At 60.7% G+C, this 23,532-nt stretch carries 17 protein-coding genes, 1 tRNA gene and 2 pseudogenes; 9 read left to right on the top strand and 11 right to left on the bottom strand.

Going from position 1 to position 23,532, the window contains the following annotated elements; genetic code table 11:
* Positions 1-3 precede the first annotated feature (3 nt).
* A complete protein-coding gene (locus AB7M25_RS05160; protein WP_429389591.1) occupies positions 4-909 on the bottom strand; it encodes a LysR substrate-binding domain-containing protein in 906 nt (301 codons plus the stop codon).
* A gap of 225 nt (positions 910-1,134) precedes the next feature.
* On the opposite strand from AB7M25_RS05160, the gene AB7M25_RS05155 reads away from it, so the two are divergent.
* From AB7M25_RS05155 to AB7M25_RS05130, 6 genes are all read left to right on the top strand, one after another.
* On the top strand, positions 1,135-2,253 hold the full coding sequence (locus tag AB7M25_RS05155; RefSeq protein ID WP_007973902.1) for an ABC transporter ATP-binding protein: 1,119 nt from the start codon (positions 1,135-1,137) through the stop codon (positions 2,251-2,253).
* A gap of 15 nt (positions 2,254-2,268) precedes the next feature.
* A complete protein-coding gene (locus AB7M25_RS05150; RefSeq protein WP_102701515.1) occupies positions 2,269-3,189 on the top strand; it encodes an ABC transporter permease in 921 nt (306 codons plus the stop codon).
* Positions 3,189-3,995 (top strand): ABC transporter permease, encoded by an 807-nt coding sequence (locus tag AB7M25_RS05145; protein ID WP_007981818.1) that lies wholly within the window; start codon positions 3,189-3,191, stop codon positions 3,993-3,995. The genes AB7M25_RS05150 and AB7M25_RS05145 overlap by 1 nt, the downstream gene beginning before the upstream one ends.
* A 27-nt stretch (positions 3,996-4,022) precedes the next feature.
* Positions 4,023-5,069 (top strand): ABC transporter substrate-binding protein, encoded by a 1,047-nt coding sequence (locus AB7M25_RS05140; RefSeq protein ID WP_429389594.1) that lies wholly within the window; start codon positions 4,023-4,025, stop codon positions 5,067-5,069.
* Positions 5,070-5,129: 60 nt separating this feature from the next.
* Positions 5,130-6,581, top strand: a complete 1,452-nt coding sequence (locus AB7M25_RS05135; protein WP_454237041.1) for an amidase — start codon at positions 5,130-5,132, stop codon at positions 6,579-6,581.
* A gap of 90 nt (positions 6,582-6,671) precedes the next feature.
* Positions 6,672-6,748: transfer RNA gene (locus AB7M25_RS05130), tRNA-Met, on the top strand.
* A 155-nt stretch (positions 6,749-6,903) separates the two neighbouring features.
* On the opposite strand, the gene AB7M25_RS05125 is transcribed toward AB7M25_RS05130, so the two are convergent.
* Complete coding sequence (locus tag AB7M25_RS05125; protein WP_429389598.1) at positions 6,904-8,007, bottom strand: DUF2817 domain-containing protein; 1,104 nt, start codon at positions 8,005-8,007, stop codon at positions 6,904-6,906.
* A 166-nt stretch (positions 8,008-8,173) separates the two neighbouring features.
* On the opposite strand from AB7M25_RS05125, the gene ggt reads away from it, so the two are divergent.
* Entirely contained in the window at positions 8,174-10,006 is a 1,833-nt protein-coding gene (ggt, locus tag AB7M25_RS05120; protein WP_454237040.1) for a gamma-glutamyltransferase, read from the top strand.
* A 124-nt stretch (positions 10,007-10,130) separates the two neighbouring features.
* A complete protein-coding gene (locus AB7M25_RS05115; protein WP_454237039.1) occupies positions 10,131-10,421 on the top strand; it encodes a hypothetical protein in 291 nt (96 codons plus the stop codon).
* On the opposite strand, the gene ddlA is transcribed toward AB7M25_RS05115, so the two are convergent.
* The 6 genes from ddlA to AB7M25_RS05085 form a co-directional block, all read right to left on the bottom strand.
* A complete protein-coding gene (ddlA, locus tag AB7M25_RS05110; protein WP_454237038.1) occupies positions 10,411-11,505 on the bottom strand; it encodes a D-alanine--D-alanine ligase in 1,095 nt (364 codons plus the stop codon). The genes AB7M25_RS05115 and ddlA overlap by 11 nt on opposite strands.
* Positions 11,506-11,552: 47 nt before the next feature.
* Positions 11,553-12,152 carry a flavin reductase family protein gene (locus AB7M25_RS05105; RefSeq protein WP_428607946.1) on the bottom strand — a complete coding sequence of 200 codons (600 nt, stop codon included), beginning with the start codon at positions 12,150-12,152 and terminating at the stop codon, positions 11,553-11,555.
* Between the two features lie 235 nt (positions 12,153-12,387).
* Positions 12,388-13,641, bottom strand: coding sequence for an SEL1-like repeat protein (locus AB7M25_RS05100; RefSeq protein ID WP_429519133.1), 1,254 nt, complete (start codon positions 13,639-13,641; stop codon positions 12,388-12,390).
* Between the two features lie 19 nt (positions 13,642-13,660).
* Positions 13,661-14,866 (bottom strand): SEL1-like repeat protein, encoded by a 1,206-nt coding sequence (locus tag AB7M25_RS05095; RefSeq protein ID WP_429519132.1) that lies wholly within the window; start codon positions 14,864-14,866, stop codon positions 13,661-13,663.
* Positions 14,867-14,949: 83 nt separating this feature from the next.
* Positions 14,950-16,854: a phospholipase D-like domain-containing protein gene (locus AB7M25_RS05090; RefSeq protein WP_429519130.1), complete on the bottom strand. Its 1,905-nt coding sequence runs from the start codon at positions 16,852-16,854 to the stop codon at positions 14,950-14,952.
* Positions 16,851-19,604: a type VI secretion system Vgr family protein gene (locus AB7M25_RS05085; RefSeq protein ID WP_454237037.1), complete on the bottom strand. Its 2,754-nt coding sequence runs from the start codon at positions 19,602-19,604 to the stop codon at positions 16,851-16,853. Before AB7M25_RS05085 ends, AB7M25_RS05090 begins: the two co-directional genes overlap by 4 nt.
* Before the next feature lie 602 nt (positions 19,605-20,206).
* Between AB7M25_RS05085 and AB7M25_RS05080 the strand changes: the two genes are divergently transcribed.
* Positions 20,207-20,554, top strand: a complete 348-nt coding sequence (locus tag AB7M25_RS05080; RefSeq protein ID WP_429519658.1) for a DUF6124 family protein — start codon at positions 20,207-20,209, stop codon at positions 20,552-20,554.
* A gap of 84 nt (positions 20,555-20,638) precedes the next feature.
* On the opposite strand, the pseudogene AB7M25_RS05075 reads toward AB7M25_RS05080, so the two are convergent.
* From AB7M25_RS05075 to AB7M25_RS05065, 3 genes and pseudogenes are all read right to left on the bottom strand, one after another.
* A pseudogene (locus AB7M25_RS05075) lies at positions 20,639-21,076 on the bottom strand (methyl-accepting chemotaxis protein); the annotation flags it as partial.
* 150 nt (positions 21,077-21,226) lie between these two features.
* Positions 21,227-21,865, bottom strand: a pseudogene (locus AB7M25_RS05070) (PAS domain-containing protein); the annotation flags it as partial.
* A 207-nt stretch (positions 21,866-22,072) separates the two neighbouring features.
* Entirely contained in the window at positions 22,073-23,386 is a 1,314-nt protein-coding gene (locus tag AB7M25_RS05065) for an MFS transporter (RefSeq protein WP_429389606.1), read from the bottom strand.
* Positions 23,387-23,532: the final 146 nt, after the last annotated feature.

Genomic DNA, 23,532 nt, shown 5'->3' with positions numbered 1-23,532 from the left:
TGCTCAGGCGCGGATCACCGCTTCCGGGAAATCCTGCTCCAGTTCGGTCTTGAGCCAGTCGATAAACCACACCACGTCCGCCGAGAGCTCGGCGGACGGCGTGAGTACCCGATAGCTTTCCAGCTTCACTTGCGCGTCCACCACCCGCACCAGCTTGCCGCTATGGAGTTCTTCGCGCACCAGCACTTCGTTGGCCAGCGCAATGCCCTGTCCGCTCTCGGCCACCGACAGCGCGTGGTCGTTGTTGACGTAGAGCATGTCCGAATTGAGGTGGATATCGAGGTCGTTGGCGGCGAACCACAGGTTCCACCACTCGCCGTCATCGACGTGGATCAGGTTGTGTTTCACCAGGTCCGCGGGGCTGTCGATGGGCTCGACGCTGGCCAGATAGTCGGGGGAACAGATCGGAAACACCCGAGGACAGATCAGGCTGGTGCGGGAGTGGGCATATTGGCCGTCCACCCCGTAGACGATGCCCAGGTCAGCGCTTTTGCCATCCACTTCGGTAAAGGTCGAATTGGGTTCGATGGCGAACTTCAAACCCGGGCGCAGGTGACGCATGGCCTCGATGCGCGGCATCAGCCAGCGCTTGGCGAACCCCGGCACCACCATGATGCGCAGCCAGCGCTCGGCGTGTTTGGGCTGCGCCTCCTTGCCGGCTTCGATGATCAGCTGCAGGGCAGCGGCGATCTTGCGGTGGTACTTCTGCCCCGCCGCCGTCAGGTTGACCCCGCGAGAGGTGCGCTCGAAGAGTTGGATGCCCAGCCAGTCTTCCAGCAACTTCACGTGGCGGCCGATGGCCGGCTGGGTCACGTGCAGGGCTTTCGAGGCTTCGACATAGCTGCCCAGGCGGGCCGCGGCATCAAAGGCACGCACCGCGTTGAGGGGTGGCAAACGCTGGTCAGGCATGGTTCTGGACGCCTTCTGCTGTTAAATTTTTTAACAACCCCTATGTTAAAATTGAAGTTTCGCCCCCGCAACCCCTCGCTGATAATCAAGCCACAGCAGAACAAAAAAACAGCTGGTTACAACACTCGAACGCAATCTCGATCCTGCCCAGAAAAATAATATCCATGGTCCGACGGCCCGGCTGTTTGCAGCACTCGCGGACGATGGGGGAATCGGAGGTAACGCATGAATGCCCTGCATTCGCTGCAAACGCTGGCGGTGTCCATCCGCTCAGTGCGCAAAGTCTACGGTGATCCAAAGACTGGCCCGGTGGCGCTCAAAAGCATCGACCTGGACATTCGCGACAACGAATTCTTCACCCTTCTCGGCCCTTCGGGCTGCGGCAAGACCACGCTCCTGCGGATGATCGCCGGGTTCGAATTCCCTACCGAAGGCGAGATTCTGCTCTACGGCGAAAACATCGCCGACCGCCCGCCGTTCCAGCGCCCGGTCAACACGGTGTTCCAGCATTACGCGCTGTTCCCGCACATGACCATCGCCGAGAACCTGGCCTTCGGTCTTGAATCCCACCCGATGGGCAAGATCCTGAACAAAACGCAGATGGCCGAACGGGTGCGCGAGATGCTCGCCCTGGTGCAGATGGAGCGCTTTGCCAACCGCAAGCCGGCGCAACTGTCCGGCGGTCAGCAGCAGCGCGTCGCCCTCGCTCGCGCCTTGGCGCCGCATCCCAAAGTCTTGCTGCTCGACGAACCGCTCTCGGCCCTCGACCTCAAGCTGCGCCAGGCCATGCGCGAAGAGCTGAAAACCATTCAGGCGCGCACCGGCATCACCTTCATCTTCGTCACCCACGACCAGGAAGAAGCGCTGACCATGTCCGACCGCATTGCCGTGTTGTCCGAAGGCGAAGTGCAGCAGGTCGGTCGTCCGGAAGACATCTACGAACGCCCGCGCAATCGCTTTGTCGCCGACTTCATTGGTGAAACCAACTTCATCGAAGGCACGGTCACCCGCGTCGAAGACGGCCTGGCCTGGTTCGCCGGCCCGGCCGGTCATCCGCTGCCCGCACAGCCGTGCAGCGATGTGCGAGTCGGCGCCAACGTCGCACTGTCCGTGCGCCCCGAGCGTTTGCATCTGGTGCCTGCCAGCACGGGCAACGCTCTGCCGTGTCGGATCGAAGCGCAGATCTACCTCGGCACCGACCTGCAATACCAGGTCAGCCTGAGCGACGGTTCGCGCCTCACCGTGCGCACCCCCAACTGCGTCGACCAGAGCAAACGCTTCGCCGTCGGCAGCCAGGCCGGTCTGTTGTTCGACCAGGGCAGCGCCAGCGTCCTGCACGATTGAGCACGAGGAATTGCCATGCACGCATTACCGATTGCCAACACGCTGGAACGTCGGCGGGCCTTCCAGAGTTTTCTCGGTGTCAGCCCCGCGCTGATTGCTATCGGCCTGTTTCTGATCGTGCCGATCCTGATCGTCATCGGTTACTCGCTGATGGAAGCCAACCCCTACGGCGGGGTGAACAAGGTCTTCAGCAGCGACGCCTACACCTCGCTGTTGTTCGAGCGACAACTGGACGACAGCCTGGCGTTTGCCGACTCCTATCTGATCATCGCCCTGCGCTCCATCGGCATCGCCGGGCTGACCACGCTCATCACCCTGTTGATCGGCTTTCCGGTCGCCGTGTGGCTGGCCATGCAGCCTGCGCATCGCCGTGGCCTGCTGATCTTCCTGATCACCGTGCCGTTCTGGGCCAACCTGTTGATCCGCACCTACGCCTGGATTCTGCTGCTGCGCAACACCGGGGTGATCAACAACAGCCTGATGGGCCTCGGGGTCATCGACCAGCCGTTGCAACTGCTCTACACCGACGGCGCGGTGCTGCTGGGGCTGGTCTACACCTATGCGCCCTTCGTCGTGCTGCCGATCTACGCCACGCTGGAGAAGATGGATACCCGCCTGCTCGAGGCCGCTCAGGACCTCTATGCGGGACGCGTCCGGACCTTGCGCAAAGTGGTGTTGCCTATCGCCAAGCCGGGCATTATCGCCGGCGCCATCCTCACCTTCGTGCCTTGCCTGGGCGCGATGATCGCCCCGGAACTGCTCGGCGGCGGCACGCGGATGATGCTCGGCAACCTGATTTTCCGGCAGTTCAGCGATGCACGTAACTGGCCGTTCGGCGCGGCGCTTTCGCTGGTGCTGATGGCCGCGGTGATGTTGGTACTGACGGTTTATGCCTTGCGTGCCGAACGCCAGCGCATCGCCAAGGGAGGTGCGTGATGATTGGTCTGTTCAAACGCAATACGCTGGGCGTGCAGGACTTCCCCGGCTTCGGCGGATTCAGTTTCCTGTTCTACCTGTACCTCTACGCGCCGATCGTGGTGCTGGTGGTGTTCTCGTTCAACGCCAACCAGTCGGCCACGGTGTGGACCGGCTTCAGCCTCGACTGGTATCGCGCGGCCTTCGCCAACCAGGCCCTGCGCCAGGCGGCTGGCAACAGCCTGTTGATCGCGGTCTGCGCCAGCATGGTCGCCACGGCCATCGCCACCCTCGCCGCCCTCGGCACTTCGCGGGGTGCGAAATTCAAGGGTCTGCAACTGTCCATGGGCGCGATCATGTTGCCTCTGGTACTGCCGGAAATCGTGGTCGGCGTCGCCACCCTGGCGCTGTTCTCCACCATCGGCCTGTCCCTGGGCTACGGCAACCTGATCATCGCGCACACGGTGTTCTGTATTCCGTTTGCCTTCCTGCCGATCCGCGCCCGCCTGAACGACATGGACCTGTCTCTGGAACAGGCCTCGGCCGACCTCTACGCCGGCCCGTGGCGCACCTTTCGCAAGGTCACGCTGCCGCTGCTGATGCCGGGGATTTTCTCCGGGCTGATGCTGGCCTTCATCGTCTCGCTGGATAACTTCGTGATCTCGATGATGGTCTCCCAGGCCGGCACCACGACATTGCCGATCTTCATTTTCGGCCTGTTGCGCATGGGCGTGACACCCGACGTCAACGCCGTGTCGACCTTGATCCTGGGCGTCTCGGTGCTGTTCGTAACCCTTTCCTATCTGCTGGGCAAAAAGAAATCCTGAACCTTCTACGTACTGTGGGGAAATAGCATGAGCAAGTGGATTAAAAGCATCGGCGCTTCGTTGTTCCTGACCTTGCCGCTGACCATGGCCGGCAGTGTTCAGGCCGCGGAAAAACTCAACGTGGTGAGCTGGAGCGGTTACTTTTCGCCGGAAATTCTCGCCAAATTCCAGAAGCAGACCGGCATTGAAGTCACCGTCGACTCCTACGACTCCAACGAAACCCTGCTGGCCAAATTGAAACAGGGCGGCGCCGGTTATGACGTGGCGATCCCGTCCCACCAGTTCATTCCGATCCTGATCAAGGAAAAACTGCTGGAGCGTTTCGATCCGGTCAACGAGCCTTACTATGCCGGCGTCGTCGACAACCTGAAAAAGCCGACCTGGGACCCGGAAGGCGCCTATTCCGTACCGTTCATCTGGGGCACCACCAGCGTGGTGATCAATACCGAACGCTACAAAGGCCCTGCCGACAGCCTCAAGGTGCTTTACGAGCCACCGGCCGAGCTGCAAGGGCGAATCAACATGTTCGACTCGGTCAGTGACGTGGTGGACATGGCCAGCCTGTACCTGAACATTCCGCTGTGCAGTGAAGATCCGAAGCAGATGCAGCAGATCCTGACCCTGCTCAAGGCGCAGAAACCCTTCGTCAAAACCTACAGTTCCAAGGCTGGCTCGATCCGCGAAAACCTGGCATCCGGTGAAATCGACATGTCGACCTTCTGGGGCGGCTCGTCGATGCGCGCCCGGGAAATGAAACCGAGCCTGAAATACCTGTACCCGAAAGAAGGCGTACTGGCCTGGGTCGACAACATGGTCATCCCGACCGGCAGCAAGAACCCGGCGAACGCCAAGGCGTTCATCGCGTTCCTCAGCCAGCCTGAAAACGCGGCGATGACCCAAAACTTCCTCAAGCACCAGAGCCCGATCAAGGGTGTGGCGCCGTTCCTCGACGCTGGCCTCAAGGACGCGCCGGAACTGCACATTCCCGAAGGCACCCAGGTGGTGTTCAGCAAGACCTGCGGCGAAGGCGCGATCCGCCTGGCCGACCGTCTCTGGACCAACCTGATGCGTTGATCTCCACCGCCCCGACGCAAAGGCGGGGCGTTTTTCCAGCCGTCTGAAAGGCCGCTTGCAATGAACTCCAATAACATCAGCGAACTGGTCCTGTTGCAGGCCCATGAGCTCGCCGAACGCATCCGCCTGCGTCAGGTTTCCTGCCGGGAAGTGATGCAGACTTATCTTGCCCATATCGAACGCTTCAATCCGCAGGTCAATGCACTGGTGAGCCTGCAAGCGCCTGAGGACCTGTTGGCCCAGGCGGATATCCGTGATGCCGAGCTGGCCCGCGGTCAATACCGTGGCTGGATGCACGGCCTGCCCCATGCCATCAAGGATCTGTCTCTGACGCGCGGCATCCGCACCACCCTGGGGTCGCCGCTGTACAAGGACTTCATCCCCGAACGCGATGGCATCATGGTCGAGCGGATCAAGGGCGCCGGCGCGATCATCATTGGCAAGAGCAACACCCCGGAATTCGGCCTTGGCTCGCAAAGCTATAACCCGCTGTTCGGTGCGACCGGTTGCGCCTACGACCCGAGCAAGACCGCTGGCGGCAGCAGCGGTGGCGCAGCGGCAGCACTGGCCATGCACCTGGTGCCGGTGGCCGATGGCAGCGACATGATGGGTTCGCTGCGCAATCCGGCCGCGTTCAACAACATCTTCGGTTTCCGTCCGTCCCAGGGCCGCGTGCCCTTCGATGACAGTGCCGACCTGTTTATCGACCAACTCGGCTACGAAGGCCCCATGGCGCGCAGCGTGCGCGATGCTGCGTTGCTGTTGTCGGTGCAGGCCGGGGCCGATGCGCGGGCGCCACTGTCGATTGCCGAGTCCGGCAGTGCCTTTGCGGCGCCGCTGGATCGCGATTTCAAAGGCACTCGCCTGGGCTGGCTCGGCGACTTCAACGGCTACCTGCCGATGGAAAAAGGCATCCTCTCGCTGTGCGAAAAGGCCTTTGCCGACTTCGAAAGCCTGGGTTGCCACATTGAACCGGTTCAATCCGAATTCGCGCCAGAGAAGCTGTGGAGCAGTTGGCGAACCTTGCGCCACTGGATGGTCGCCGGCTCGTTGGGCGCGACCTATGCCGACCCGCAAAAGCGTGCGCTGTTGAAACCGGAAGCCTGCTGGGAAGTGGAAAACGGCCTGAAACTCTCGGCCAGCGAAGTGTTTGCCGCGTCAGTGACGCGCAGCGACTGGTATCGGGCGATCTCCAGGCTGTTCGAACAATATGACTACCTGCTACTGCCCAGCGCCCAGGTATTCCCGTTCGACAAGACCCAAGCGTGGCCCGCTTCCATTGAAGGCGTGAGCATGGACACCTATCACCGCTGGATGGAGGTGGTGATTCCCGGCACCTTGTCCGGCTGCCCGGTGGCCAACGTACAGGTCGGCTTCAACGCCAGCGGCCTGCCGATGGGCCTGCAAATCATCGGCAGACACCAGGCCGACTTCGCTGTCCTGCAATTGGCGCACGCGTACGAACAGGCCAGCCGATGGTTCCAGCGCTGCCCTTCACCACTGCTTGGATGAGAGATTTTGATAAACGGTTGAAAGCGCAGAGAAATATTTTAGATTTATGCTTGACGCATCCCCGTTACCGGTGAATAATGCGCGCCACTTGGCTACATAGCTCAGTTGGTTAGAGCATAGCATTCATAATGCTGGGGTCCGGGGTTCAAGTCCCTGTGTAGCCACCAAGTACTAAAAACGGCTTACCGAAAGGTAGGCCGTTTTTTTATGCCTCGTTTTTATATCCCTGTAGGAGCGAGCTTGCTCGCGATGGACTCAAGAGCGCCGCGTTTAACCAGTAAACACGCGTTATCGTTAACGACCATCGCGAGCAAGCTCGCTCCTACAATGTCGGCAACGCCGACAACGCCCGCTCCCAGATCTGCCACGTGCGCAACCAGACCATCGACTGCCAATCGCTATCGGCCGGATAGAACTGCTCCAGCAGATTCAACTTGATCCCGCGCCCTGTTGCGTCACCCGGATTGCCATACAGATGCAGCCAGTGGTCATCGCGTAAATGGCGGTGAACGTCCGGCCCCGGATATGTCCCGCACTCGATGACAAAAGGCATCAACCGTACCTGCGGCAGCGCATCGATCAACGCCTGCGAGGTGTAACCGGTGGCCGTTGCCGCCACGCCGGTTTCGCTCAGGGTGTCGGCGCCGGTTTGCAGGCTGTAGAGCCACGGCCCGTAGATCGCCTGCGCATCCGGCAGCGCCGGATAGGCGGACTCGGTGATGGTCAGCAGCATCGGATGACCGTATTCACCCGCACCGGTGTGCAAGTCGAAACACATGGCCACTTCGGCATGGGCCACGTGCTTTTGCACGATCCGGTGCAGCGTGCGGTTCGACCAGCTCGGCGCCAGCCCGCCGTAGAACAGGCCATCGGGGTGAGCATGCTGACCGCCCTCGACAATCGACATCACCGCTGGCCAGCCATGCAGGCGAATCTGCTCGTCGAGCAAGGCATCGGCACGCTCACGCTCGGGACCGTGCAACTGCGGGCAGGCATAGATTTCATGCAGGGCGTTGTAGGCCTGGTTGTCCGGCAGCGATCGCTGGAAATCCAGGTGATTGCGGTTCAGGTCGATGTTGTCTTCGTTGACCCGACGCAACCACGCCATGCCCCAGGGGTTGATGGCATGGATCATGACCACGGCGACATCCTTTGGCAGGGAACGCTTGCCCAACTCCTGCAGCCATTTGATCTGGCAGCCCGAGCCATAGAAGCCTTCAACCCCGTGAGTGCCGCTCAGCGCAATCAACAGACGCTTGGCGCCCGGATCACCCAACACCGCCACATCGGTACTCAGCGACTCACCGAACGGACCTTTGAGCGGGTGTGGGTATTCAGTCAAGGTTGCGCCTGCGGCAGCCGCTGCGGCCAGGAACTGTTCACGCTGGGTGCGGTAGCCGGGCTGTGTGGGAAATTCTGTCTGCATGTCTGCCTCTTGTTGATTTTCTGGCCTGCCTGTTGGCAACGACCCTACAGAAATTCCTGCCATTGATGAAGGACAAAAACGTCAGTGCCGTGGGACCCGGTTTGCGTCCCTCCCGGTCGGCCGATAAAGTCCACTGATCGTAGATCCAACGGACGGAGTACCCCACGTGTTTTCAACCTTCGCTTTGCGCCGCCATCACCTGCCTGCCCTGGCACTGGTCGTCAGTGCCTTGACCCTGGCCGCGTGCAACAACGCTTCAGTGCCGACGCTGCCGCTCGCCCCGGAAAGCGCTTCCGGCTTCCGCACCGACCTGAAAACTCAACACGCCGAGAAATTCATGGCCGCGGCGGCCAACCCGCTGGCGGCCGAGGCCGGGCGGGAGATGCTGCGCCGGGGCGGCTCGGCCATCGATGCCGCGATTGCGATGCAAGCGGTGTTGACGCTGGTCGAACCACAGTCGTCGGGCATCGGCGGCGGCGCATTGATCGTACTCTGGGATGGCAAGGCCGTGCGCACCTACGACGGCCGTGAAACCGCCCCGGCCGGTGCCACCGAGAAGCTTTTCCTGCAAGCCAATGGACAACCAATGGGGTTCACCCAGGCACAGATTGGCGGCCGCTCGGTGGGCACGCCCGGCGTATTGCGTGCCCTGGAACTGGCCCATCAAAAACACGGACGCCTGCCTTGGGCGCAGCTGTTCGAACCGGCGATCCAGCTCGCCGAACAAGGCTTCGCCATTTCACCACGCCTGCACCAGTTGATCGCTGCGGATTCGTCCATGCCACGCTCGCCGGAAATGATGGCTTACTTTCGCAATGCCGATGGCAGCCCGAAAGCCGTCGGTACCCACCTGAAGAACCCGGCACTGTCGGCCGTGTTCAAACGCATCGCCCACGAAGGCCCGGATGCCCTGTACAAAGGCCCGGTCGCCGAGGAAATCGCCGCCAAGGTTCAGGGCCACGCCAACCCCGGCAGCCTGTCCCTGACCGATCTCGCCAACTACCAGGCCAAGGAACGCGCACCGCTGTGTACCGACTACAAGCGCTGGCAAGTCTGCGGCATGCCACCACCGTCCTCGGGCGGGATCGCCGTGGCGCAGATCCTCGGCACGCTGCAAGCCCTGGAGGCTCGCGACAAGCGCCTGGCGCTGGCACCGCTGAAGCCGGTCAAGACCACAGCCCCGGCCGGCAGCGAACCCGACCCGCAAGCCGTGCACCTGATCTCGGAAGCCGAGCGCCTGGCCTACGCTGACCGCGCGCAGTACCTGGCCGATAGCGACTTCGTGCCCGTGCCGGTCAAAGGCCTGGTCGACCCGGCCTACCTCGCCAGCCGCGCCGCCCTGATCGGCGAACGCAGCATGGGCACGGCCAAACCCGGCACACCGCCGGGCATCCAGGTGGCCTATGCGCCGGACCGTTCGCCACTGCGGATTTCCACCTCGCAAGTGGTGGCCGTCGATGACGCAGGCGGCGCCGTGTCGATGACCACCACCATCGAGTCAGCGTTTGGCTCGCACATCATGGTTCAGGGTTTCATGCTCAATAACGAGATGACCGACTTCTCGTTCATCCCCGAGGAAAACGGGCAGAAAGTCGCCAACCGCGTCGAACCCGGCAAACGCCCGCGCTCGTCCATGGCGCCGACCCTGATCTTCGACCGCCAGAGCGGCGAATTCCTCGCCACTGTCGGCTCCCCTGGCGGCTCGCAAATCATCGAATACGTGGCCAAATCCACCATCGGCCTGCTCGACTGGAATCTCGATGCGCAAGCGGCCATCAACCTGCCCAACTTCGGCAGCCGCAACGGCCCGACCGAACTGGAACAGGGCCAGTTCAGCCCCGCGCTGATTCAGGCGCTGAAAGACAAAGGGCACAGCGTGAGCGAAATCGACATGACCAGCGGCACCCAGGCGATTGTTCGGGTCAAGGACGCCCAGGGCAAACCGTCACTGACGGGAGGTGCAGATCCGCGGCGTGAGGGGCAAGCGCTGGGGGATTGAGTCACGCGCTGGAATGAAGAAGGGCCTGCCGGAGAGCAGGCCCTTTTTTGGGGCCTTCACTGGTCTGGAGCTCACTTCACTTTCGACTCGGACGCGGTCTCCTGTAGGAGCTGGCTTGCCAGCGATGGTGGTTAACGGTAACGCGTGTAAACCGGATAAACGCGGCGCGTTTGAGCCCATCGCCGGCAAGCCGGCTCCTACAGTTTTCCGGGTCGCTTCATTTTCAGCGTGGGCACGGTCCCTTGTAGGAGCTGGCTTGCCAGCGATGGTGGTTAACGATAACGCGGGGGAACTGGATAAACGTGGCGCACCTGAGTCAATCGCCGGCAAGCCGGCTCCTACAATTCCCCAAGGAATGCGTGAAGAACCTTTTGTTTTTGAGCAAGCGAACTTCAGCCGCGCACCTATCGACTGATCTTCAACCCCTGCCGAACCTGATGTTTTTCCAGCGCCAGTTCGATCAACCGCGTCACCAGCTCGCTGTAGGTCATGCCAGTGGCCTGCCACAATTTCGGGTACATGCTGATGCGGGTGAAACCGGGCAGCGAGTTGATTTCGTTGATCAGCACTTCGCCGCTGTCGGTCAGGAACACATCGACACGGGCCAGGCCAGAGCACCCCAGCACCTGGAACGCCTCAACGGCCAGGGCGCGAATGCGCTCGCTGGCCTCGACGCTGATATTGGCCGGCACCACGACTTCTGCGGCCGTGTCGTCGATGTATTTGCTGTCGTAGGAATAGAACCCGCTGCGTACCACAATCTCGCCGCAACCACTGGCGATCGCCTCTTCATTGCCGAGCACTGCGCATTCAATCTCTCGGCCGCTGACGGCAGATTCGATCAACACCTTGGTATCGAAACTCAACGCCAGCTCCACCGCTGCGCTGTATTCAGCCTCGTCGGTGACCTTGCTCACGCCCACGGAAGAGCCCTGGTTCGCCGGCTTGACGAACAGCGGCAAACCGAGCCGGGACTGAACCTCGGCAAACCCGGTGCGAGCCGCCGAGGCGCGGGTCAATGTCACGAACGGCGTCACGGCCAGGCCGGCATCACGCAGCAGACGCTTGCTGATGTCCTTGTCCATGCACACGGCCGAGCCGAGCACATCGGAGCCGACAAACGGCAGATCGGCCATGCGAAGCAAACCTTGCAGGCAACCGTCTTCACCCAGGGTGCCGTGGACGATCGGGAAGATCACATCGACATGGCCGAGCATTTCCTGACTGGTGGTTTCCACCAGTTGCTGGCTGGCTTTTCCTGGCACCACGGCCAGCTCGCGATTGGACTGATTGAGGGCGATCAGCGCCGGGTTTTCCTGATTCAGCAAAAAGTTGGAAGGGTCGTTGAGGTGCCAGTGGCCTTGTTTGTCGATGCCGATCAGCACCGGCTCGAAGCGCGAGCGATCGAGGGCATCGACAATATTCTTCGCCGACTGCAGCGACACTTCGTGCTCTGCCGAACGCCCGCCAAAGATTATCCCTACACGCAGTTTTTTCATCGCCTGGCCTCCTGGTGAATGTGCTTACAACCTGAATAGTCGAAACCTTAAGGCTGTAAGGTCTTGCCGTCCACCGGCTCGCCAATGGTCAGGAAGTGCCCGCCCGCCACATGGTGCAAGGTGCGCAAGGCATCTTGGCCTTCGAAGTGCCAGCGCCCTTCGCTGAACACGCGCTCGTCGGCCTGGGCGGCAATCACTTCGGCCAGGAACAGATCGTATTGCTGGTGGTTGTTCGGCTCCGGCAACAGGCGACATTCCAGCCAGGCCACGCAGCCTTCGAGCATCGGCGCATCGACCGATTCACCGGTGAAGGTCTGCAAGTCGTAGGTCGCGAACTTGTCGCGCCCCTGGCCCTGGGTCAATTCCAGGCCGGAGGTCGAACCAACGGTCTGCACAATGTCGGCCTGGGCAGCGCAAGGAACGTTCAACACAAACGTGCCCGAGGCTTCCAGCAACTGGCGAGTCCAGGTGGACTTGTCCAGCACCACGGCAATTTTCGGTGGTTCGAAGTCCAGCGGCATGGCCCAGGCTGCCGCCATGATATTGCGCCGGCCATCGTGGGCGGCGCTGACCAGCACGGTCGGGCCATGATTGAGCAGACGATAAGCCTTGGACAGGGGAACCGGACGGCGGTGGGAAGCGCTCATGGAAGTCTTCTCCTGGGGGAAAGGAGCCGATTGTAGCGACATCCCAAATGAAAAGATCGCAGCCTGCGGCAGCTCCTACAGAGTGGTCTAAAGAAACTGGGGCGCTACACCCCTAGCCCTACCCTGTCTTCACTGGCATTGGTGATCACGAACAGGTGCAAGGGGCCATGCATGCCGGGGACGCTCCCGACCTGGGGGGCGCACCTTAATAGCGACACGGCGCGATATCGACGTGTCACCCAAGCAGGTACCAGACAACCGCTTGTTCTTGTCGTGTGATCTTGTCGGAAAAGGGCCAAGTGCGCCTCTGGTAGTGCTCGACCAACTGCGTCGGCAAGATCTCGCCCTGTTTGAAATACCGAGCGACGCTCCTGTCTACTGAGTGGTGACGGGGAAGCCAGCCAACCTTCCAGTACCCACTTACCGGACAGACTTGGCCGCTGTAGCAGTTCGGTGCCGATAAATGAGATTGGCTGAATGCAGGCGATCCCGGTAGTCCCTGTCCAGTGGCCGGATCCAGAAGCTTGGCTTTGGCCAGTTGGTTGATCAGCACTTCGCTGGGTTTTTCAGGTGGGACATTGGCCAGACGTTCTTCAAGCCATTTGAGCTTGCCGTCCCAGGCGGGCAGTTTGGCAGGGGGCAGCGGGACGATCTCGTTGATCTCGGGGACCTTGGGATTGGCGTAGGAGTAGCCCGAGAGGATTTTCCAGATTTTTTCGTAGCGATCGGCGCGTTCGAGGTCTTCCTGTTGACCGAGGTAGTGCAATTCATTCGTAGGTTCTGGCCCTCGAAATCCCTCCTCAATAAAACCGGCTGAAGTCTCATCTCCAGCGGCCACTCCGAGTTGGAATGCTTCAAGTGCCCCCTGATAATGCCCATCTGTCGACAAGTCAACACCTAAGTCGGTGGCTGCATCACCGTGTCCCTGCTCGGCCGCACAGCGGCGCATCTGCCGGGCAATGTCCGGCGCAATATCGATCGGCGCCAACTTGTTTGCGACATACGCCTGAGCCAGCGCACTACCTTCATCAGCAGCTTTGCGGTAGTAACGCAACGCCATTTCGTGATCCTGCTGCAACCCAGCCACGCCGTGCTCCAGGTAGATACCGACAAAGTAATAGCCCGTCGCCACTCCCGCGTTGATCAGTTGTTCACTCATGCGCAGACTTTCTTCACCGCGGAGTCTGAAATACCCGCGCATGGCACCGTTCTGCAGATTGATATTGGCCTTGTAATGGCCATTCTCACTGGCGATGCGGTACAGGCGCTCAATCTCTGAATCGACAGTCTTGTCCTGCTTGAGCTGGTTGTTCTTTTGCAACCAGCGCGCATATTTGAACAGCACATCGGCCTCTGCAGGCAGCGCCGAAATTGTCTCGTGTTGGCAGGTGAAGGCGAGATTAACGTTGATATCGGTGAGCGGGTTTACAACGCCCACCGACAAAGGTTCGGCACTGTTGGCGCCACAACCGGTCAAGGCAATGAACATCCAACAACCCCATAAATACTCAGGCTTCACCGAGCAGCCTCCATTCGATATTTTCCTCCTCGACCGTCACTCGGTCGGCGAGCAGAAATCGGCTTTGCCGATGCCGTACGTTAAGGGTCGGCATGATCTCGCCCTTCTCGAAGCGCCGAGGCTCGCCTTGTTCCAGGCGCGACCAGGATTGACCGGCGATACTTTCCGCCAGCCAATAACCGGTATGCGTGCAGGCTTGGCCGCTGTTGCAGATCGGTCTTTTGATGTAGTCGATCGTTATAAAGGCCGGGGAGCCCGGCATGGGCCGGCCGGTGGCGGGTTCGAGAATTTTGGCCTTGGCCAGTTGGTGAATCAGCGCTTCGCTGGGCTTTTCTGGCGGGACATTGGCCAGGCGTTCTTCGAGCCATTGCAGTTTGCCGTCCCAGGCGGGCAACGTGGCGGGCGGCAGAGGGACGATCTCGTTGATCTCGGGGACCTTGGGATTGGCGTAGGAGTAACCCGATAGGATTTTCCAGATTTTTTCGTAGCGGTCGGCGCGTTCGAGGTCTTCCTGTTGCCCTAGGTAGTGCAGCAGATTATCTGGTTTGGGACCACGGAAGCCTTTGCTCAAAAAAGACGCCGAAGTGCTGTCACCGGCAGTTGCCCCAAGTTGGAATGCTTCGAGCGCCTCTTGAAAATGCCCATCTATCGACAAATCAACACCTAGTGCTCTTGCAGCTTTACCGTTTCCTTGCTTCCCAGCGCAACGGCGCATTTGCCGGGCAACGTCCGGGGCAATGTTGATCGGCGCCAACTTGTCTGCGACATAGGCTTGAGCCAGCGGATTACCTTCATCAGCGGCTTTGCGGTAGTAACGCAACGCCATTTCGTGATCCTGCTGCAATCCGGCTGCGCCGTGCTGCAGGAAGATACCGACAAAGTAATAGCCAGTCGCCACGCCCGCGCTGATCAGTTGTTCACTCATGCGCAAATGCTCTTCACCGCGGAGTTTGAAGAAACCACGCATCGCACCGTTCTGCAGATTGATATTGGCCTTGTAGTGTCCGTTTTCACTGGCGATGCGATATAAGCGCTCGATCTCTCCATCGACAGTCTTGTCCTGTTTGAGTTGGTTATTCTTTTGCAACCAGCGTGCGTATTTGAACAGCACATCAACCTCGGCGGAGGCCGCAGGGATCTGCTCATGTACACAATTAAAAGCCAGCTTGGCCTTGACTTCAGTTAAAGGGTTCAAGGGCGTTTCCTTGCTCGAAGTAGTAGGGTTGCTGGTATCGCACGCGACCAGCAGCAGGCAAGACAGCAACAAGAGCCGTCGCATCAGTCGAGGTCCGACAGGTCGGATTCGCCGAAATAGAACTCGACGAGGGGGGCGTAGGGAGTCAATTGTCTGGATTGAAGACCTTTGTTCCGATTGATTATTTCTTCCCACGCTTCGAACGCCTCCTTCGGATCATCTTGTGCGCCCAATCCATTCGTATGCATCCCCCACAACCGACGCCGCATCGCCTGCGTCACACTCGCCCACTCATGCGCAATGTTCAGTTCGCTATCCACCTGCATGCTGCGCGTATTGATGTTGGCCGAACCATGAGTGGTGAACACATCGTCGACGATCATCAGCTTGGAGTGGATGTACACCTCCATCCATTTTTTGCCAGCGGGCGAGTCGGGAGCGACCAGTGAGCACACATGGACTTTCAGGCCGGGTAATTCCGGGAGCTGGGCAAAAGTCTCCTTCTCGATTGCCTCGATTTGGCTCTGGAGTGAGCCTTTGCGCAAATCGTTGTCCAGATTCTTGCGCCGCTGGGCCTCCCTGGCCTCGTCGCTGAGATCGGTTCCGCCCAATGCGTCGGTGAGTTTCGTTAGCGTGACCAGGGCATGCTGCTCCAGGCGTTCGCCCAGGCCGGACTCCAGCGCAGCGGCCTCGACTTTTGCCTTTTCAATCCGCCGTAACTTGGTGATTGCAGGCATGGTATGGCCGCGCCCGAGGCTTTCGAGCATGCGTTGAGTGTTCACGGTGCCGGAGCCTATGCCGGCTGCGCTTGCATTGGTGATCACAAACAGGTGCAAGGGGCCATGTATGGCGGGGTCGCGCCCGGCCTTGGTCTGGCCGGCGGCGACGGCCTTGATCAATTCGGCCAGAGGCGGCCAGCGGAAATACTGGTTCTCGATGTAGATGAACTGGGTCGCGTTGTTGACGGCTTGCAGGTAGAGCTTTTCGATATCGCGCTTGCCCTCCTGAGCCTGGGTGCGCAGGATCTGCGCGATTTGTCGGGTGGCGTCCGGGGCGCATTGCAGTTGCGGCCCTACCGCTTTGGCTTGGCGCAGGTCGAGCAGGTCCTCGCCAGTTTCCTTGCGCCAGGCGCTGGCGAAGTTGTGATGCAGGTGTTCCAGGATCGGTCCGCTGACCTGACTTGAAATGTCCTGACGAGCGGTATCGCCACGCGGGCCCTTGTTGGGGGCGGGTTTGGCGTCCTTGTCACGCTTCACTGCCAGATGGTCATTGGTGTCCCAGTACTCGTCGAGCATGTTGTGACCCATCACGAAACCGACGGCGCGGTCCGGCAGTTCATAATCGACGAGGACCGTTTTCTGATGATGGGTCGCTGTTGCAGTCAGGATGAATTGCGTAGTGGCGCTGACCTGCGGGTCGAGACTTTTGTACATCGCCTGATGGGCTATTTCGGCCCTCTCAAACACGCTGAAACCGCGACTGACGAACACCGGAGTACCGCGAGCCGCCAGATGCGCAGCGGCCATGTTGTCGGCAAGCGAACAGTTGGCAAACCACTGGCGGTCATAAGCATATTGCTCATCCGTGGAGGGTTGCAGCTTCCGGTCGTGGTATCGGAATGGGCCTTTACCGGGCAGGTTGGCTTCTCCGGCTTTGCCAGCGGTATTGAATGGCATTTCCCACCCCAGTATCCGCACCTTGACGCCTTCTCGCGCCATGGCCATCAGCAATTCACCGATACACGGCGATATTCCATCGCGGATGAAATACATCGACGGCTGAAAGCCCCAGCAGATGATGTCGACGGTTGCCTTGGCCTTTGAAATGGCCAGGTGCACGGCCCGGAACGTTTCTTCCCCATTGATCAATGGTTGATAAGTCGCCATGGCGGGAGGGTATTCGGTATTACGCACATACCATGGCGGGGTACAGGTCACCTCTTGGGTGTGCTGGAGTGCGACCGGTGTGACGATTTCGTATTGGCTCATGGGTTTTTCCCTTCCTGATCACTGGCTCCTTCCATCACCGTGGCATACAGGCCTCGGTGATCCGTGTGCGATGTGGGTTGACTCACCTCGGCATCGGCTTGTGAGGGATGGTTGTGCAAGCCACGATTGGCGAGTTCCGCCTGTTCGGCGTTGCGATAGTCGGTGGGTACCGGGATCTGGTAGGTCACACCGTTGGCCATCACCAACCGGTAGCCCCGGGTCACTACCTGATGGTCGATCAGCAGCTGCCCGGAATCGTCCAGCACACCTTGCTTGAGCTCGGCACCATCGGCGTAAAGCGTGTAAGGCATGCCAGCCCAGACTTGGTGGTGGGTGTTGGGGGCTTGCGATACGTTGAATCGCAGCATTTGTCTGGACAGGCTTTGCGGGTAATCCGGATGCGTGGCCTTCATGCTCGCCGGGCCGCTGTATTCGAAATGCGCCGCCTTGACCTTGTGGTCGCCCGCCGTGCCCGATTCGATGCCGCTCTGTTCCAGGGTGAGGTAGCTGCCGCCGCCGTTGAGGACGATTTTTTTCTTGGCGGTGATGTGGACTTCGTCCTCGGTGCTGGTGATGTCCAGACCATGGCGGGCGATCAGTTCCAGCTTGTCGTTTTGTGCCTGCACGCTCACCGGCCCCTGATTGGCGATCAGCTTGATCCCCAGCTTGCGCACGAACAGGCTCAGGCCCTGGCCGACGCCGATGAACAGGCGCTTGACCACGCTGAGGTCGGCTTCGCCACCGGCGTTGAGCATCAGGTTGTCCTTGGCCGCCAGTTGCAGGTGCTGGCCACTGGTGAGGGCGATGCCTTGCGGAGCGCTGAGCAGCAGGACCTGGGACTTGAGCTGTTCGAGGTCCTGGCGCAGCAGGTTGAGTTGCGCGGCCACGTCCGCCGGTTCGGCATTGGCGGCCTGGGCGTCGACCGAGAGCTTTTGCAGCTGTTCGCCGGCCTGTTGCAGGCGGCCGACGGCAGCGTCCATGTCCAGCACCGGGCCCTGCGCCTTGGCCTGCGCATCGGCACTGATGAACAGGCCCTTGCCGCCACGAATGGCACCATGACCATCGCTACGCAGCTCAAACCCTTCCCCACGTTTCTGCTTCTTGGCATCCACCAGATGCCCCAGATTCAGCTGGCTCTTGCCGCCATACTCGGTGCTGAGCTTGACGTGCTCCTGCCCCCGCGTGTCGTCCATGCGCAACTTGTTGTTGGCCGGCGTACGCAGCACGTTGCGGTGGTCATTGCGCTGGGTCACCAGGTCGGGGTGCTGATCGTCGTGCAGGGCGTGGGCGATGTAGGGGCGGTCCGGGTCGCCTTGTTCGAAGGCGATGGCCACTTCGGTGCCGGCGATCAGCGGCAGGTGCAGGCCGTAGGTGTCGCCGGCGTAGGCGCGGGCCTGGCGCAGCCATTTGCTTTCGCGGCCGGCGGGCCAGGTGTCGCGGTCGAAGAGGAACTTGACCCGGTAGCGCCCTTGCATGTCGATTTCGGTGTACAGGGGGTTGCTCTGGGGGTGGGTGATGCGTGCCGGCAGGGTGCCGGCGATTTGTGGTTTGGGCGGTACTTCTGGGCGAAAGCACAGGCGCAAGGCGTAGGGCATGGCTTCGAAATCGCAGGTCAGGCTGCGGTCGCGGGCGGCGCGCGTGGTGATCTTTGTGATCACCACCCGGGAGGCGAAGGCCTTGGGGGCGTCGCCGCTGACGGTCAGGACCTGGCCCGGGGCCAGGGTGGCGCTGCTGCTGGTGCCGCTGAGGTGGGTCTGGTTGTTGAGGTAGCGTTCGTGGCGCAGGCGCGCATAGAAAAAGCCGCTTTCGCTTTGCAGGTCTTCGTCGCGCAGGTGGGACTTGCCGAGCACGCGGTAGGGTTCGGCGTAGTGGTAGGCGTCGCCGTAGGTGTTGTCGGCGACGCCGCGGGTTGTGGCCACACCGTGGGTGGCGGGCTCGCCGCGGGTTTGGTCGACCTCGCCGTCGAGGAAGGCACGGCTGTCGTCGGGGTGATAGGCGCGTACGCTGACCTGCTGTTCCACCACCCGGTGGCGGGTTTTCAGGGCCCAGACGCTGTCCTGCTCGCTGTTGCTGAAGCCCGACGGCGAGCGCAGCGGCAGCTCGACGTCGAACTGGTAGCAGCGCTGGTCGTCGCAGAACTCGACGACGTCGAAGGCGAGCTCTTCGTGCTGGATGCAGCGGTACCAGATGCCGACGTCGGCCAGGATCCGGCTGATGAAAGCCAGGTCGCTTTCCTGGTACTGCATGACCTGCTCGCGCGGCGGGTACTCGCGCTTGAGGTTGAAGCGAAAGTGCCCGGTGTCGAGACCATGGCGGTCGCGCAGGATGCTTTTGACGATGTCTGGCACGGACTGGTGCTGATAGATCCGCGTTTGCTGGCCGCGATCGAGCAGGGCCAGGCGCGGTTGCAGGGTGACTTCGTAGCGGGCTTCATCGATTGAGGCGGACAGGCGCTGGCAGGCGGTGATGCGGCCATAGACGGTGCGCAGGGGCTTGGGCGGTCTGGGCACTTCCCAGTCGAACACGGGCACGTTGGACGGTGCGTCGTACAGGCTGAACTCGGCGTACTGGCCGATGAACTTTTCCGCGCCGATGTCGAGGTCGCTGGCGGTGAATTCGATGCGGTAGAGGTAGGGTTGGCTAAGGTACTCATGGCCCTCGAAGGCGAGGACGTCGAGGTGGGTGTCGAGCTGGTCGATCTTGAGTGTGTGGCGGTTGTGGCCGATGAGGGTGCGCAGTGCGTTGGACAAAATCAGACCTCCCTGGCCTATCGAAGCGGATGGGGAGGCTTTGGTTAACCCCCCTTGTTCAAGCGCTCGACAGCTTTCAGGAAGGGAAAAAAGGTTGATATAGGATGCTTCCGGCGAACGCGTAGGATGCGTCCGAGTGTCGACGCACCCAGCCTGTAGGACCGTTCGCTATCCTGTCGGCACCCAGTGCCGCGGCTGCTTTTTGACAGGGTTAAACCGCTCGGATCGAGCGCTACTGCAGAGCGCAAACCCTGCTTGTTTAAAAGCCCTCAAGGTTGCTTCGCGAAAGCCACAGCGCCTTGCGTCGTTGCCTACAGGTACGCCAGAATCCGCCGGCTTGTGCGCCTTGAGGCTGGGTTTTATCGTTTGCCGATCGCTGTAAAAACAGCGATCGGGTTTGGTAGCCCGTTCTCATATGGCGTATAGCGTCATCATTTACAGGTGCATTTCTACGGCACTTGTATCAATGGTGACCATGCGCAGGGCACCCTCGGGTGCGCCGGGTTTGCCATATGGGCCGGTCTACCAACCTTCGTATGGTCACCACCATTCGTTTGGTAGCGAGGGTGATGACTCCATCAATCCCATATGGAGTTTCATCTATGTTCAAACCGACACCTAACCCACCGGAAACCGATCCGGAAACGCCTTCAGAAACCCTGGATTCAAATACGCTTCACGAGCCGTCTGAACGCATCCCCTCAGCCGCCGACATCCGCGCCACCCCACGCAAGCTCTGCACCATGTTTATCGTCAACAAGGACCTCCATGCCGAAACCCTGCTGGCCCATGCCTGCGAGTCGCTGGCCTCGGCCAATGTCATGACCATGGATCTGGCGGGTCGTACGGAGGGGACGAGTCGCAATACGCTTTTGGGGATTGCCCAAGTCATTATGCTGGGAGAACTGGCGGTGAACCGGGCTTTGTATCGGATTGATCCGCCCGAATAGAAATCAAAAAATCAAAAGATCGCAGCCTGCGGCAGCGCCTACATTGGATTGGCGTACACGCTGCGATCTCTTGGCAATCAGACCCTAGTTGGACAACTGATTGGCAAACTGCCCCACCGCATTGACCACTTTCTGGGCGCCGTCCTGGATCTCGACAATCACCGTGCCCGCTTCCGCCGCCAGCGCCAGGCCCTGTTCGGCCTGGAGTTTGCCATCGGTCATCAATGCCACGGCGTTGCGCGCCATGTCCTGGTTCTGCCGCACCACGAGGACGATTTCGTCGGTGGCCTGGCTGGTGCGCGATGCCAGTTGCCGGACTTCATCCGCCACCACGGCGAAGCCGCGACCCTGCTCGCCCGCACGCGCCGCTTCGATGGCCGCGTTGAGCGCCAGCAGGTTGGTCTGTTCGGCAATGCCGCTGATAGTTTTGACGATGGTACCGATCACCAGTGACTGCTCGTTCAAGGCTTCGATGCCGTCGCCGGCGGTTTGCATGTGTTTGGCCAGGTCACGCATCACGTCCACGGCCTGAGTCACCACGGCGTTACCGCGCTGGGCGCTTTGGTCGGTTTGCTGCGAGGTGCTGTAGGCAATGTTGGCGGCTTCGGCGACGGCCTGTTCCTGATTGACCTGATCGGTAATCACCGTGGCGAACTTCACCACTTTGTAGAGATTATTGTTGGCATCAGCCACCGGGTTGTAGGACGCCTCCAGCCAGACGGTACGACCATGGCTGTCGACACGTTTGAAACGGCCGGCCACGTACTCACCCGCGTTCAGGCGACGCCAGAAGTTCTGGTACTCGGCACTGTTGTATTCCTCCGGCTGGCAGAAGGTGCGGTGATGTTTGCCTTTGATCTGCGCCAGGCTGTAACCCATGCCACCGAGGAAGCGGTCGTTGGCGGTCAGCACGTTGCCGTTGAGGTCGAATTCGATCACCGCCGTGGAGCGCACCAGCGCACCGATCAGGTTCTCGTGTTCGCGGGAGGCCTCGATGGTGCGGGTCAGGTCGCTGGAGAAGATCGAGAAACACTTGATCCGACCGTCCGCCGAGCGCACTGGCTGCAGGATCGAACGCAACCAGGCTTCCTGCCCCGTGCCGCGCAACAGCCGTACCGCACCGGCGAAGTGCTCGCCACGGGTCAGCGCGTTCTTGAAGCGCTGCTGGAATTCGTCGAATTTCACGTGTTCCGGGACGAGGTCGTCGATGTGCCGTCCGATCAGGTCCCCGCTCTTGTAATGCATTTCGCCAAGGAAATTCTGATTGACCGACTGAACTCGTCCATCGCTGTCGAGGGTCAGCACCAGCATCTCGCTTTCCAGACTTTCCTTCACTTGCTGGAGGCTGGAGAGTTCTTCACGAAGAGCCGACAGCTCCTGCTTCAAGCGTTTATTGAACATGGGAAAGCACCGATGGACAGGGATGGAAAGCGATATGCAGCCTAACCATCGGCCTTGGAAACATTTTCTTAAGCGTGTTTCAGGTTTGTCCTACAAAAATAGTGACGACGCGCCCGATCAGTGCGCGCCAGCGGCAGAACAGCCTGCGATTCTTGGCATCCGCACACCGAAGTACGCCGCACTGCCCACGCCCACCGCGCCCATCACTGCACTGAACATCACGCAGATCCACGGACTCCACGGCATCAGGCCGATCAACAACAGCGGCGTGATGCTCGCCCACGCAGCGTAGGCAATGTTGTAGGTGAACGAGATGCCCGAAACGCGAATTCGCGCCGGGAACAGGCTGACCATCACCGATGGCACCGCGCCGACCACCCCGCAGGCCAGCCCTGCCACGGCGTAAGCCAGGCCGATCCAGTCACCGCCCATGATCAGGCAGCTGTAAAGCACACCGATGCCCAGCGGCAGCAGCAGGCTATAGAGCATCACCGTGCGCCAGGCGCCAATGCGGTCGACCAGCAGCCCGGCGAGCACACAGCCGATGTTCAGGAACACGATGCCCAGTGCGCTCAAGGCGAAGGTATGGCTGGCGGTCATGCCAAAGGTTTTCTGCATCATGGTGGGGGTAATGACCACGAATACCACCACGGCCGAGGTCAGCACACAGGTGAGCATCATCGCCGGCAAAATGGCCAGCCGATGCTCGCGCAGGACCGTGCGCAGCGGCAGTTCGCCGGCCGCCTCGCGCTGCGCCTGCATGGCCATGAACACCGGGGTTTCGCTGAGCCAGCGACGCAGCCATACACCGATCACTCCAAACACGCCGCCGAGCAGGAAGGGGTAACGCCAGGCGTAATCGAGAATTTCCGTCGGGGTGAAGGCCTGCGCCAGGAAAGTCGCGGTCAATGCACCGATCAGATAGCCGAAAGTCAGCCCCGCCTGCAGGAAACCCAGGGCATAGCCTCGATGACCGATCGGCGCATGCTCGGCGACGAAAACCCAGGCACTCGGCACTTCGCCGCCCACCGCCGCGCCCTGGAGAACGCGCAGGACCAGTAGCAACAAGGGGGCGAAATAACCGATTTGCGCATAGGTCGGCATGATCCCGATCAGCAGGCAGGGCAACGCCATCATCAGGATGCTCAGGCTGAAGACTTTCTTGCGCCCCAGGCGATCGGCGAAGTGCGCCATCAGGATGCCGCCCAACGGTCGCGCCAGGTAACCGGTGACGAAAATCCCGAAGCTTTGCAGCAGGCGCAGCCACTCGGGCATTTCCGGCGGGAAGAACAACTGGCTGAGGGTCAGGGCGAAAAACACGAAAATGATGAAGTCGTAGATTTCCAGCGCCCCGCCGAGGGCGGCGAGCCCCAGGGTCTTATAGTCCGAGCGGCTGAACGGCGCCGGGCGCGAATCGGTGTTGGCAGTCATGTAAAGAACTCTGGCACAGGCAAAAACCAAGGCGCCCATGGTCTACGCAAACGCGCTGGCGGACAACCCGTTAGACCAAAGTCCCATAGCCACAAATCAGCCCCGCAAAAATCCTCGGCTTGAATTAATGTTGGCGTCTGTCCAGA

The organism is Pseudomonas sp. AP3_22 TE3818, assembly GCF_053628995.1.
Note: the sequence above shows the minus strand (reverse complement) of the source record. Positions and strands in the feature narration are given on the sequence as shown.